Source organism: Mycobacterium sp. THU-M104, from assembly GCF_049197365.1.
In the GTDB taxonomy this organism is placed as follows: Bacteria; Actinomycetota; Actinomycetes; order Mycobacteriales; family Mycobacteriaceae; genus Mycobacterium.
On the sequence record NZ_JBMIOP010000158.1, the window covers coordinates 1 to 12,412 of the forward strand.

Consider the following 12,412-nt stretch of genomic DNA (forward strand, 5'->3'; position numbering starts at 1 on the left):
GAACTTGTCCACCCGGGCCACGGGTGGCGGCACCGCGGCGGCCATCACGGCCAGGTCGATGACGTCGTTGTCTTCGACGCGCGAGGCCAGCGCGGCGGCGGTGAGCAGTTCGTCCTCGCCGACGGCCGCGACGGTCCAGCGGGCGGCGAGCGCGAGACGGTTCTGGGTCAATGTGCCGGTCTTGTCCGAGCACAACAGGTCGATGCCGCCGAGTTCCTCGACCGCGGGCAGATGACTCACCACGGCCTCGTGGCGTGCCAGCTGACGGGCGCCGATGGCCATCGTCACCGACAGCACCGCTGGCAGCGCCACCGGAATCGAGGCGATGGTGACCACCAGCGCGAACTCCAGCGTCTCCAGCACGGGATTGCCCCGGATCAGCGAGACCGCCACCGTCAACGTAACCAGGGTGAGCGCGATCACGATCAGATAGTTGGCGATTCGCAGCACCGCGCGCTGGAAGTGGCTGACCGTACCCGCGGCTTGCACCAGGGCGGTGGTCTTGCCCATGTACGACGAGACCCCGGTGGCGCATACCAGCGCATCGGCCTCGCCGCGCACCACCACCGATCCGGAGAACAAGGCGTCGCCCCGTCCGCGGCTCACGGCCAGCGACTCGCCGGTCAGTGCCGACTGGTCCACCTCGAGGGTAACGTCGTCGAGAATCCTCAGGTCGGCGGGCATCACATCGCCGAGGCGCACCCGTGTGACGTCGCCGGGAACCAGTTCGCGCACCGCAACCGTCGCCCATGCGCCGTCACGCAATACCCGCGCCGACGATGTCAGTCGCTGCTTGAGCGCGGCGATCGCGTTGGACGCCTGGTGTTCCTCGAAATACGCCACCAGGCCGTTCATCGCCAGCAGCACCCCGATGATCACCGCGTCGGTCCAGTGTTGGGCGGCCACCGACAACACCAGCGCGACCTCGATCATCCAGGGGATCGGCGCCCAAAAATAGCCCAGAAACTCCAGCACCGGATTGCGATGCCGTTCGCCGATCTCGTTGGGCCCGTAGCGCTCCAGTCTTTGCCGGGCCTGGGCTGTCGTCAAACCCGCTGCGGAGCTGTCCAGTTCGGCGAGCAACTGCGGCAGCGGCAACTCGGCCAGTTTGTCTTCGGCCTGTGTCAACCCGGTCTCCCTCATGGTCCGTCACACGTCGAGTTCATGGTTGCACCGGTCCCCATAGCCCCAGGTAGGGTCAAATGCCCCCTATCGGATGGACCTTGTCCGGGTCTGCGGATGAGAATCGCGGCGCGGCGTCACGTCAACAGACGGTCTTCGGTGTTCCTCCAGATCGGGATCGATGGGCCTGCCGCCGCGCAGAGCTCGCATCTACAGGGCTGTGTGATCCGCCGAGCAGGACCGAAACCAGACCTGCCGCACATTCTCATCGGTTGAGCTGTCCCCGGGTGTGCGCCAGGTGCTTGAATGCCACCTATGCCACGCCTGGAACCCATCGCCCGCGCTGAGGTCCGCGACGACTTCACCCTCACGATGTACGACGCCATGTTCGGCGACCGCGACCCGGTGACCGAACCCGGGACCGTCGGCGGGACCACCGGCAACTGGTGGACCGTGTTCGCCCAGTCCCCCGCCGCCCTACGCCATGCCGTGCGCGGGTTTCGCCTCTACCGCGAGGAAGTGAGCATCCGGCCGGATCACCGCGAACTGGGCCAGATACGGGCCGGCTGGGTGGTCGGCAGCCAGTTCGTCTTCTCTCAGCACTGCAAGGCCTGCCGGGCGGCGGGGCTGTCCGAGGAGAAGATCGCGGCCATACCCTCCTGGCAGACCGCCGACTGTTTCGAACCCACCGAACGGCTGTTGCTCGCCTACACGGATTGTCTTGCCGGACAACAGGGGCGAGTTCCCGAGCAACTGTTCGAGCAACTGCGTGAGGTGTTCACCGACACCGAGATCCTCGAATTCACCTACACCACCACCATGTACGTGATGCATGCGATCATGTCGCGGGCATTACGGCTGGAATTCGACGACTGCGATGACCCGGTCGTGGAGGTTGCCGACCCGGCGGGCGGCGGTGTGCTCGACATCGGCGCCGCCACATCCGGGCCGCGACGTCGTCGGGTTCAGGGTCGGGTTCAGGCCGGTGTATCGGAGCTGGAATAGCCGCCGAAACTGCCAAGTCCCCGCGTGCTGCCCCAAGCGGTGCCGCCTCGTCGGAGCCGCGCGGCGGGATGGCGCAGCAACGCCTCATCACGCTCGCGCGCATGTCGCTGAGCCTCGATCCACACCGGGTGGGAGTCAAGGAAGATAACCGTCGCCTCTGATGCGTTCGCCACGATTGTCAATCTCCTTCCTCAGCGATTCGACTCGGCTTGTGGGATGTGGGGCAGGTGTGGTTATTGTTTCGTGATTTCAGGATGCCCGGCCAACCCTGAGACCAAACCACCCCTCCGCATGAGAAGTTGCCATGAATTCGCCGACAATCGGTATCTGCGGCCGCCGATTGTCGGTTCGGCCACCGATCAGGAACATAACGGCGACCACTGACACAATCGCGGCTTGGCCGGCACGGCCGGGGTCCATTCGGGCTGTTATCGTCGCTTGCTTATGCCGGAGATGGACCGCCGCCGCATGATGCTGACGACCGGGATCGGCGTGCTGGCCGCCGCGCTGCCCGATCCCGAGGCCCGCGCGGACCGGTTGCGCGGGGGCCCTGGGGTAGGCCCCCTCCCGCCGCCGGCTGCGCCCCACGGGCAGTCCGGGAGCTACGTCTTCCAGGACGAATTCGACGGGCCGGCGGGATCGGCGCCCGATTCATCCAAGTGGGCGGTGGCGCGTGCCCGCGAAACCATCAAGGATCCGACCTACTGGGAGCGCCCCGAGAACATCGGCCAGTACCGCGACAACCGGCAGAACGTCGTCGTCGACGGCAAGTCCAATCTGGTCCTGCGTGCCGCCAAAGACGGCGCGACGTACTACAGCGGCAAGGTGCAAAGCCTGTGGCGGGGCGGCGTCGGCCACACCTGGGAAGCGCGGATCAAACTGAGCTGCCTGACGCCGGGCGCCTGGCCCGCCTACTGGCTGGGCAATCAGGACGAAGGCGAGATCGACGTCATGGAGTGGTACGGGAACGGCAACTGGCCCCCGGCCACGACGGTGCACGCGAAAGCCAACGGTGGCGAGTGGAAGACCCACAGCATCGCCGTCGACAGCGCCTGGCACACGTGGCGGACCCAATGGGACGAGGCCGGCATCCGGTTCTGGAAGGACTACGTCGACGGCGCGCAGCCCTACTTCGACGTGCCGGCGAGTTCGCTGCCGGACTGGCCGTTCAACGCGCCCGGCTACACGGTGTTCACAGTGTTCAACCTCGCCGTCGCCGGTTCCGGCGGCGGCGACCCGGGCCCGGGCACCTATCCCGCCGACATGCTCGTCGACTGGATACGCGTGTGGTGAGTCAGCCGAACTCGAGCACCGTGTAGGCGCCGCGGAACGGCTTCAAGGGTGGAAACTGCCAGAACGCCGGGAACAACTTCCCGAAAAACAACCCCCGCCCCTCGGGCATCGGCAGATCATGTACCGCCCGGACGCCGGACATGCGGGTGGCCAGATCCGCCAGTTGACGCACCGAAAGGCTGAACGGCATCGGCGGCACCCGGTAGCGCGTGGAGGACCGCATCCCCCGCGGCGCGAGTTTCTTGACCAGGGTCGGCGGCAGGTCGAAGAACATCTGCCCGCCGGGAAACCGCTTGGCGCACTCGGCGATCAGGCCCAGCGACTCGTGCGGTTGCAGGTACATCAGCAGACCCTCGGCGGTGATGAACACGCCGTAGGCGTCGTCGATCTCATCCATCCAGCTGTAGTCCAGCGCGGACTGCGCCAGATACGTGATGCGCTCCGAGTGCGGCAACAGGCGCTGTCGCAGTTCGACGACCGGCGGCAAGTCCACCGAAACCCAGCGGAATCGTGCGTCCGGCAGCGCGCTGTCCAGGCGCCAGAAGCTGGTCTGAAAGCCCTCCGCGAGGGCGACGACCGTCGCCCGGGGCCGCGCCGAGAGATATTCGATTGCGCACCGGTCCACTGCCAGAGACCGCAGCGCCATCTCCTGGCCTCTGCGCCGGAACTTCTCGAAGTCGAAGTCGATGGATTCGACGAGCGCGATCGCCATCGGGTCATCCAGGATCGCATCCGGCCGCCCGGCCTGGTAGGCCCTGCCGTACAAGGTCAGCAGGGCCGTTTCCGAGACGCCGGTCAACTGCCCGGCATCCACTTTGTCGTCTCCCAGGCGACTCATCAAATCTCCCCCGACCGACAGCGGAACCGGTGCCACACGACCGCGAGCAACAACGTCGCCGCGACCGGAACCAGCAGCATCGGCACCAACGGAATGTAGAAGCGCACGTTACCGGGCTCGACCCGGATTTCGCCGGGAAGGCGCCGACGTCGCGTCCCATCACGACTCGACAGGGATCGCCACCTCGTTGCGGCGCCGGCACGGCAGCGTCCACGGAGGGTCGTAGAACCACGCATCGGCTCCGCCGATCGGAACGATGTCGTTGTTGCGCAGGACGTTTCTGAGCTCGGCGATACGGTCGGCAACGGCCTGCGGGCTCCTGTCACCGCTGAACTTCAGCACAGCCACCGTCTGCGGCGGCACGGTCACCAAGCGGACCTGGTCGTCATTGGGCGTGGGCAGGGTGTCCATGGTCCACGCCGACGGCATGAAGAACCGGATCACCCAGCCACGTCCGTCGTCGCCCGTCTGGGCTACTGGCGCGGTCATCGCGATCTGCCGACCCGCGGTCGCATGCTGACCCACCGGCGCCGTCATCGCAATTGCCTGGCCGCCGCGGTTGCCGCCGAAGATGTAACCCGCGAGTCGGCGAAAACCGACATTACGCGCGCGCTCCTGGTCGCCCGGCACCGTCGTTTGGGCGGCGATGCGCGAGCCGTAGTTCCGGATTTCGACGGTGTCGGTGAGCTCCTGGCGCGTGTAGGCGGGCTCCTCGGTGCCCAGGCGGATACCTACGACCGCAACCAGCGATTCGGCGACCTGTTCGGCGAGTTCGGTCAGTTTCATCACGCTGTCATTCCCTCAGCTTCGATTGAGAAACCACACGTGGCCGGCCAACAGCGTCGCGAACGCGCACCACAGCGGGCAGAAGAGTTGCATGTCACGCTTCCGGTCAGAGTGAGCGGCAGGGGGGATTGACCCACTTTTTCAGGCATGCCGGCAAACCCGATCAGGCGCCCAAGACGATGCTACCGGGCCCCTGCCTCGGGCAGTCGGCGCTTGTCGCGGGCTCAACGGGAGCTGCAGCACCCCCTACGCTCACCTACCGGCAAACCATACGGTCGTCACCGCGCGGGTCTGCGGCGGCGGGAACGGAGTGCTCGAAGTGCCCACCTGGCCGACCTTGACCACCCACACCGGCGCGGAGCGATCTATGCAGGTTCCGGCGTCCTGGCCGGATAGCCACAAAATCGCCAGGTGGGCGCCGGGGTCTCCGCAGCCGTACACGCCGACATAGCCGTCGTCCCGCCCGCCCCACGCGCCCCCGTTGCGCAACAGGCAGCGGGTGCCGTCGTCGAGAACCAGGGCGAACGGGTCTGGCGTCGCGACGGGCTGCACCGGCGGCAGCGGACCGCCGTAGCCCACCCGGTGCATGCGCATGTCCCACGGATTGTCGATGCACAGCAGTGACCCGGGTTTTGCGGGCCAGCAGGTGCCAGCATCGGCCGCGCTGGGCGAGCAGTAATAGATGTCGCCGGCCACCGCCGACGGCGACGGCGTGGTGCACTGGTCGACCGTGGCGACGTTGCCCTGCGACGGCGTCTCCTGATACCCGTTGAGCGGCTGGCCGTCGGGCCCCACCGCTGCGGTGATGATCACCTCGGTCGGCGGTGGATCGGCAATCGCCGGCGCAGTCGACCAACAGACCACTGCCGCGACGGCGACACCGGCGGCAATGGCTGCCGCGGCGGCTCGCGAAACCATGTCGAACCCACCTTCCGTTCGGCCCCCGGGTGCAGCGTAAGACGAGCGGCGGCGCGCGGGTCCGGAAATCCCGCCGCCGCGCCGGAGCGGTCCTCGCCCGGCTCGTCACCGGGCGCGCGTAGCCAGTCCGGTACCGTCCGCTAATGCCCGACGACGACCCGGCCGTCCCGCACCTGCACCGTGGGCTGTCCAACCGCCACGTCCAGCTGATCGCGATCGGCGGCGCAATCGGCACCGGCTTGTTCCTGGGGTCGGCGAAAACGATCTCCCACGCCGGACCGGCAGTGCTGCTGGTGTACGGCATCGTCGGGTTCTTCATGTTCTTCGTGCTGCGCGCGATGGGCGAACTGCTGCTGTCGAACCTGAACTACAAGTCGTTCGTCGACTTCGCTGCCGACTTACTCGGACCCGCGGCGGCCTTCTTCATGGGGTGGTCGTACTGGTTGGCCTGGGTCGTCACCGGCACCGCGGAGGTGGTCGCGATCACCGGCTACTTCCAGTTCTGGTGGCCAGCGTTGCCGGCGTGGTTGCCGGCGTTGCTCACGGTCGGCCTGATCCTCGTGGTGAACCTGTCCGGCGTCCGCAACTTCGGGGAGATCGAGTTCTGGTTCGCCTTGGTCAAGGTCGCCGTGATCGTCTGCTTCATCGTCGCCGGAGCCGTCCTGCTGGCGACGGATTATGTTTCACCGCAAGGCCACCGTGCGACCGTCGAGAACCTGTGGAACGACGGCGGATTCTTCGCCACCGGGTTCACCGGCGCGATCAGCGCATTCCAGATCGCCGCGTTCGCCTTCGTCGGGGTCGAACTGATCGGTATCGCGGCGGCCGAGACGGTCAACCCGCGCCGCACCCTCCCCCGCGCGATCAACGCTGTTCCGTTGCGGGTGGCGATCTTCTATATCGGGGCACTGCTGGCCATCCTCACCGTGGTGCCCTGGCGGGACTTCGCCAGCGGGGAATCGCCGTTCGTGATGATGTTCTCACTGGCCGGGCTTTCCACCGCGGCGTCGATCGTCAACTTCGTCGTGATCACCGCGGCAGCATCTTCGGCGAATTCCGGCGTGTTCTCCACGGGCCGGATGCTTTTCGGCCTGGCCGACGAAGGAAGCGCCCCGGCGCCGTTCGGCCGGCTCAGCCGAGACGGCGTGCCGTCGCGCGCGCTGCTGGCTACGGCGGCGCTGATGTTGGCCGCAGTTCCCCTGCTCTACGTGAGCGGTTCGGTGATCGGCGCGTTCACCCTCTTGACGGTCGTCGCGTCGTTGCTGTTCATGTTCGTGTGGGCGCTGATCGTCGTCAGCTATCTCGTCTACCGGCGCCGGCACGCGGGGCGGCACGCCGACTCGGTGTACAGGATGCCCGGCGGCGCGGTGATGTGCTGGGCAGTGCTCGCCTTTTTCGCGTTCGTGGTCGGGACGCTGTGCATCGACCCGGGAACCGCCGTCGCCCTGGCGTGGGTCCCGCTGTGGTTCGCCGTCTTGGCGGTCGGCTGGTTGACGGTACGCCGCCGGCCCGGTCACGCCGAGCGGTACCAGCGGTTCCGTGCTGAGATCAACGCGGACGTCCCGGACCGATAGCACCGGTCACGGCTGGGCCCACACCGACTTGGTCTGCAGTTAGCCAGTTAGCCAGCCCACCCGAAGTGTGGACACTGCCACGACGGGCGTCGAGTGTGGGCCGGCGGCTTTGAGTGTGAACAGGGGCGGAATTTTCGCGGCGATTTGCTCGCCCACGATTCACGGTCGAAGCCCAGGATTCACACTTGATGCACTTGACCCACACTTGACCCGAAAACATCCGAAGTAGGGGGGAACATTCGCAGTAGGGGGTAGGTAGCCGACTTCTCACCAGGGCCTGAGTGCGTGCGACCTCGTGAGGTACTCTGCCGTCGCTACCGGACTGAGGAGAACCCCGTGGGATGCTGCGAATTTCCGGCCGCGGCGCAGGGCTGCGACGGTGCGTTCACCGTCGACGCCTCCCGGGTCACCTTCGGGCGCGGCTGTCTGGCGGAGTTGGGCGACCGGGCCCGGTCGCTGGGATTGCGGCGGGTCGCCCTGTTCTCCGATGCGCGCGTAGCCGAACTGCCGGCGTTCGGCGGGGCGCACGAGTCGCTCGTCGCGGCCGGCCTGGACGTGGTGACATACACCGACGTCCATGTCGAGCCCACGGACGAATCGTTCGCCGAGGCCGCGCGTTTCGCCCGAGAGGCGAACCCGGACGGCTACGTGTCTCTTGGCGGCGGGTCGGTCATCGACACCTGCAAGGCGGCCAACCTCTACGCCACCCACCCCGCCGACCTGTTGGCCTATGTCAATGCGCCGGTCGGCGAGGCCAAACCCGTTCCCGGCCCGCTGAGGCCCCACATCGCCTGCCCCACGACGGCGGGTACCGGCAGCGAAGTCACCGGGATCGCGATCTTCGACCTGGTCGCGCTGTCGGCCAAGACGGGCATCGCCTCGCAGGCACTGCGCCCCACCGAGGCGCTCGTCGATCCCGACTGCACCGCGAGCCTGCCAGCGGGGGTCGTTGCCGCGGCGGGCCTCGACGTGCTGTCGCACGCGCTGGAGTCCTACACCGCTCGGCCCTATCTCCATCGGCCGGCGCCCGAACGACCCAGCCTGCGGCCGATGAGCCAGGGCGCCAACCCGTGGAGTGATCTGGGCTGCCGCGAGGCGTTGCGCATACTGGGCCAATTCCTCGAGCGCGCGGTGCGGGACGCCTCCGACAGCGAGGCCCGCGAGCAGATGATCTGGGCCGCAACGCTTGCCGGCATCGCCTTCGGCAACGCGGGCGTGCACGCCCCCCATGGCATGGCCTATGCGGTGGCGGGGCTGGTGCGCGACTTCCGCCCGGCCGGCTACCCGGCCGACGAACCGCTGGTTCCCCACGGCATGGCCGTCATCCTCAACGCGCCCGCGGTTTTCCGGCGCATCGCGGCGGCGAGTCCGGAGCGCCACCTCGAGGCCGCCCGACTGCTCGGCGCGGACACCCGCGGCGCCGCCGCGGCGGAGGCCGGCGAAGTCCTCGCGACGGAGCTCATCCGCATCATGCGGGCGGTGGCAATACCCAACGGCCTCGGCGGGGTGGGCTATACCGAAAACGACGTGGCGGCGCTCGCCGAGGGCGCCTACCCGCAGCAGCGCCTGCTGCAGAACGCGCCGCTAGAGATGACCAAGCCGGTCCTGACGGACCTGTTCCGGCAGGCCCTGCGCTATTGGTAGCCATGGGGTCTCCGGAGTTGCGTTGTGCCGCAACCGGTTACGGTCCGATCAATTCGGGATGGAAAGTGGCGGCCATGCGGCGCAGCCCGTCGCGCCAGTCGACGGTCGTCGCGCCCACGAGTTCGCGCATCCGGGTGGGGTCGGTGGGGTTGCCGCGTAGCGCCTGCTCGCTCTCGTCGAATACGGGTTCCCTGCCAACGAGCGATCCGAGGTAGCCGCACCACTCCTGAATGCTGACGGTTTGGTCGCTGCACCAGTTGACCGTCGTCGCTGGGACCGACGCAGCTTCCAGCAGTTTGGGGATGGTCGCGATGATGTCGTCTTCGTGGATCGGGTTGTAGCGGGCCGGGCCGCCGGGCGGCACCGGAATCGGGATCCCGGCCAGCATCATCTCCATGTGGTAGAACGGCCACCCCCCGTTGTCGCCGTAGGGGACGTTGAGCCGGGCGATCGTGGTGGGCACACCGAGAACGCGCGCCATGGAACGGGCGACTACCTCACCGGCGATCTTGGAGATCGAATAGGTGGGAAACAACGGCTTGTGGTTGTCTCCCAGGGCGGCGCGCTCGCTGCGGGGTTCGTCATCGGGCGGGTCGTAGACGGCGGCCGAGGAACAGTGCAGGAACGCCTTGGCGCCGCGACAATGCGCCATGAGCAGTCCGACCGACTCGGCGTTGGTCCCGAGGTCCTTGTCCCAATCTCCGCTCTTGGCCACAGCCAAGTTGAGAACATACTCGAAATCTTCTGGGAGTTCGCTGAACTGGCCCGCCGCCAGGTTGACTGTCACGCACCGGATCCCGGCTTTCTCCAGACCCTCCCGCGCGGCGGGATTGGTGAAACGAGCAATCCCCCATACCTCGTTCTCGGCCGCAAGCGCTCGAGCGATGGGGGTGGCGATTTGACCTGTCGGACCTGTGATCAGGATTTTTGAGCCGCGCATGGGCTGATGGTAGGCGACTGCGTGACGAGACTCGCAGCGCGTAGACAACTTTCCGCGCCCTCGCGCAGCGGCGCGCGCGGGGGCGGAGGAGGCGGCGCCGCCGACTTTTCAGCCCCCGGACGCTGACCAACACCGCGCGATGACGTTGCGCGCTTTGGCAACCGAGTGCGTACTGTGTGAATTCATGGACGACCGCGACAAAGATCCGGCGGTGGTTTTGCCCTATCTCGTAGGCAGATCGCTTGCCGCCACCGAGGTATACGAAGCATTCGGTTACCGCAAATCGGCTTACTACAAGGCCGCTCGTGAGGGCAGGCTCATCACGGCTGACAATCTGATCAGGGTCGCCACCTACTTCGGTTTGAACCCGGTCGATCTGCAAGTACGCTACGGGTTGATCCCGCCAGAAGCGGTCACCGAATACGTCAAGTCGGCGCCGCAGTCGGTCCAACTGGGCGATCTGCGCCCAGACCCGCGCAAGCCGTCGATCTGACGGCTTGCGCGGTAAACGGTCGGTCGCGAGCAACGGCGTGTGGGCCCGGCTCGACGGTGTGGAATCCTTCGCGGACTCTTCCACCGGCAGGTCGAAACGCGGCCGCATTCACTTGCCGCGCAACGTGGTCCGCGCCGCGTGAGCCGGCTGATCCCCGAGGCCCGGCCCAACGGGTTTTAGGGCCAATGGTCCCTATCGTCGGCGTTGTGCACGCGCGATCATTCCAGTCATGACCGGATATGACGCCTGGGACTGGCGTTCCGCGGGGCAGTCCGGCTCGGGTGGCATGCGGGTCCCCTGCCCGACGATGCGCGCAGCCTGCTGACGGCCCTGCTCTGAAGGCCCAGCCTGGGAGAACACGGCGGTCACCCTCAAGCCAGAGCCGCCCCGACCGAGGAGGAGGTCCTCATGTCCCGTAGTGCCGGAGCGACGTATGAGTGCGAGGAGTGCGGGGCGGTGCTCGTCTACGAGAAGCCCTGCCCGTGCACCTCGGAGGACGAGCACTCGGAGGTCTGCTGCGACAAGCCGATGAAGCAATTGGTGCCGACGAAATGAGGTTGCCTCTCATGCCGGTTGTTCCCAAAGGGCCCCCGGAATAAGCAATTCCCCCGCCGCCCTGCGTATCAAGGTGACACCCAAGGCGTCGTTGCCGTTCTGGTGAGTGGATGTGAGCACTCATCAGGCGGCGCCGGGTTTTGGGACGGGTCCCCGCGTGACCGCGGCGCCGGTCTGGTCCGTCGAGCGGCGGGAATTCTTCGTTTTTGTGGCTGACAGTCCATGGGTGTATTCGCGCCCCGGCACGACGATCCCGGGAAAATGCCGTCGGGAGTATCCCGCGCGGGCCATTAGAATCGGCGGTGTCGCCGACGAAAAGGGCCGGCAGTGCCATCCGCATCTCGGACTCCGCATTTTCGGGGGGGCTGGGCGTGAACGCCGCTGCCGGGTTGCTGCGCTCGGCGACACTGCCCGGCGCGGCCGGGTCGGCCGCCCGCACGCCGCTGCTGGCCAATCTGCTCAACGGCGTCGCGGCCGTCAACCCATCGGCGATGATGCCGGCCGCGGTGGGCGCCGCGTCGACGGTCCTGGGTGTGGCGTGCTGCGTCCCGGTGTAGACGTCGCGGAACGCGCGCTCGAGGCGGGTGCCCTCGCGGATGGCGCTGGTCCCGGCCACCAGATGCGCCCACTCGGCGCAGCCGCGCGCGATGTCGGTGGCGTAGACGGCCGCCACCCGCATGTCCGCGCGCCGGGCCGGTGCCAGCTCCTCGCCGGCCGCGACCGCGGCTTCGGCGGTGGTGAACGCGTCGAGCACCAGCAGGCGAGCGGCGCGCCAGGCCGCACGATGGTGCGCCAGGCCCTTCTGGAAGGTCGGGCGGCTGGCCAGCGATGCCATGTCGCTCATCCGGAACTTCGTCGCCGCCAGGTCCTGGACGTCGTCGAGCATGCTTTTGGCGACGCCGAGCGCCCAGGACGCGTGGCCCGCGGCGGTGACAGGCATCAACCCCATGCGCGTGGCCGGTGAGGTACCGCGGCACGGCCGGCGGGTGAACAGTTCGAAGGTGCGGCTCGCAGGCACGAACACCTCTTGGACGCTGTAGTCATAGGATCCGGCGCCCTTGAGCCCCTGCACATGCCAGCCGTCGTTGAAGCTGATCTGTTCGCGTGGCACCACGGCGACCTGCATCTCGGGTAAACCCTCTGCAACCCAGCGTATTTCGCCGTTGTCCATCGGTAGGAACCCGGCAGCGACGTACTGGGAGTGTCCGGTGCCCGAGCCGAAGCTCCACGACCCGCTCAACAGG

Annotated in this window: 11 protein-coding genes and 1 pseudogene; 5 read left to right on the forward strand and 7 right to left on the reverse strand. The window is 67.4% G+C overall.

The genetic code is table 11. The features are described from left to right. On the reverse strand, window positions 1-1,128 hold a 1,128-nt coding region (locus ACOJVU_RS13070; protein WP_421530157.1), incomplete at its 3' end, for an HAD-IC family P-type ATPase. Between the two features lie 309 nt (window positions 1,129-1,437). Between ACOJVU_RS13070 and ACOJVU_RS13075 the strand changes: the two genes are divergently transcribed. Both ACOJVU_RS13075 and ACOJVU_RS13080 read left to right on the forward strand, forming a co-directional pair. Next, window positions 1,438-2,127: a carboxymuconolactone decarboxylase family protein gene (locus ACOJVU_RS13075; protein WP_421530158.1), complete on the forward strand. Its 690-nt coding sequence runs from the start codon at window positions 1,438-1,440 to the stop codon at window positions 2,125-2,127. A 444-nt stretch (window positions 2,128-2,571) separates the two neighbouring features. Next, window positions 2,572-3,420, forward strand: coding sequence for a glycoside hydrolase family 16 protein (locus tag ACOJVU_RS13080; protein ID WP_421530159.1), 849 nt, complete (start codon window positions 2,572-2,574; stop codon window positions 3,418-3,420). Between the two features lies 1 nt (window position 3,421). Here ACOJVU_RS13080 and ACOJVU_RS13085 read toward each other — a convergent pair whose 3' ends face one another. The 4 genes from ACOJVU_RS13085 to ACOJVU_RS13100 form a co-directional block, all read right to left on the reverse strand. Continuing rightward, window positions 3,422-4,258, reverse strand: a complete 837-nt coding sequence (locus tag ACOJVU_RS13085; protein WP_421530160.1) for a class I SAM-dependent methyltransferase — start codon at window positions 4,256-4,258, stop codon at window positions 3,422-3,424. After that, on the reverse strand, window positions 4,258-4,494 hold the full coding sequence (locus tag ACOJVU_RS13090; protein ID WP_421530161.1) for a DUF2905 domain-containing protein: 237 nt from the start codon (window positions 4,492-4,494) through the stop codon (window positions 4,258-4,260). Before ACOJVU_RS13090 ends, ACOJVU_RS13085 begins: the two co-directional genes overlap by 1 nt. Further along, complete coding sequence (locus ACOJVU_RS13095) at window positions 4,418-5,044, reverse strand: SOUL family heme-binding protein (RefSeq protein WP_421530162.1); 627 nt, start codon at window positions 5,042-5,044, stop codon at window positions 4,418-4,420. Before ACOJVU_RS13095 ends, ACOJVU_RS13090 begins: the two co-directional genes overlap by 77 nt. 252 nt (window positions 5,045-5,296) lie before the next feature. After that, complete coding sequence (locus tag ACOJVU_RS13100; protein WP_421530163.1) at window positions 5,297-5,962, reverse strand: hypothetical protein; 666 nt, start codon at window positions 5,960-5,962, stop codon at window positions 5,297-5,299. A gap of 143 nt (window positions 5,963-6,105) precedes the next feature. On the opposite strand from ACOJVU_RS13100, the gene ACOJVU_RS13105 reads away from it, so the two are divergent. Together ACOJVU_RS13105 and ACOJVU_RS13110 are read left to right on the forward strand one after the other, a co-directional pair. Further along, window positions 6,106-7,536: an amino acid permease gene (locus ACOJVU_RS13105; protein ID WP_421530164.1), complete on the forward strand. Its 1,431-nt coding sequence runs from the start codon at window positions 6,106-6,108 to the stop codon at window positions 7,534-7,536. 336 nt (window positions 7,537-7,872) lie between these two features. Next, window positions 7,873-9,180 carry a hydroxyacid-oxoacid transhydrogenase gene (locus tag ACOJVU_RS13110; RefSeq protein WP_421530165.1) on the forward strand — a complete coding sequence of 436 codons (1,308 nt, stop codon included), beginning with the start codon at window positions 7,873-7,875 and terminating at the stop codon, window positions 9,178-9,180. A 37-nt stretch (window positions 9,181-9,217) separates the two neighbouring features. On the opposite strand, the gene ACOJVU_RS13115 is transcribed toward ACOJVU_RS13110, so the two are convergent. Beyond that, window positions 9,218-10,120 carry an NAD-dependent epimerase/dehydratase family protein gene (locus ACOJVU_RS13115; RefSeq protein WP_421530166.1) on the reverse strand — a complete coding sequence of 301 codons (903 nt, stop codon included), beginning with the start codon at window positions 10,118-10,120 and terminating at the stop codon, window positions 9,218-9,220. A gap of 184 nt (window positions 10,121-10,304) precedes the next feature. On the opposite strand from ACOJVU_RS13115, the gene ACOJVU_RS13120 reads away from it, so the two are divergent. Next, window positions 10,305-10,613 carry a hypothetical protein gene (locus ACOJVU_RS13120; RefSeq protein WP_421530167.1) on the forward strand — a complete coding sequence of 103 codons (309 nt, stop codon included), beginning with the start codon at window positions 10,305-10,307 and terminating at the stop codon, window positions 10,611-10,613. 1,039 nt (window positions 10,614-11,652) lie between these two features. On the opposite strand, the pseudogene ACOJVU_RS13125 reads toward ACOJVU_RS13120, so the two are convergent. After that, window positions 11,653-12,412 (reverse strand): annotated as a pseudogene (locus tag ACOJVU_RS13125) (acyl-CoA dehydrogenase family protein); the annotation flags it as partial.

Bases quoted from the DNA above. Each gene is read 5' to 3' on its own strand.
- ACOJVU_RS13105 (WP_421530164.1), top strand. From the start codon at position 6,106: ATGCCCGACGACGACCCGGCCGTCCCGCACCTGCACCGTGGGCTGTCC.
- ACOJVU_RS13120 (WP_421530167.1), top strand. From the start codon at position 10,305: ATGGACGACCGCGACAAAGATCCGGCGGTGGTTTTGCCCTATCTCGTA.
- ACOJVU_RS13075 (WP_421530158.1), top strand. From the start codon at position 1,438: ATGCCACGCCTGGAACCCATCGCCCGCGCTGAGGTCCGCGACGACTTC.
- ACOJVU_RS13100 (WP_421530163.1), bottom strand. From the start codon at position 5,962: ATGGTTTCGCGAGCCGCCGCGGCAGCCATTGCCGCCGGTGTCGCCGTC.
- ACOJVU_RS13115 (WP_421530166.1), bottom strand. From the start codon at position 10,120: ATGCGCGGCTCAAAAATCCTGATCACAGGTCCGACAGGTCAAATCGCC.
- ACOJVU_RS13090 (WP_421530161.1), bottom strand. From the start codon at position 4,494: ATGCGTGGTTCTACGACCCTCCGTGGACGCTGCCGTGCCGGCGCCGCA.
- ACOJVU_RS13085 (WP_421530160.1), bottom strand. From the start codon at position 4,258: ATGAGTCGCCTGGGAGACGACAAAGTGGATGCCGGGCAGTTGACCGGC.
- ACOJVU_RS13080 (WP_421530159.1), top strand. From the start codon at position 2,572: ATGCCGGAGATGGACCGCCGCCGCATGATGCTGACGACCGGGATCGGC.
- ACOJVU_RS13095 (WP_421530162.1), bottom strand. From the start codon at position 5,044: ATGAAACTGACCGAACTCGCCGAACAGGTCGCCGAATCGCTGGTTGCG.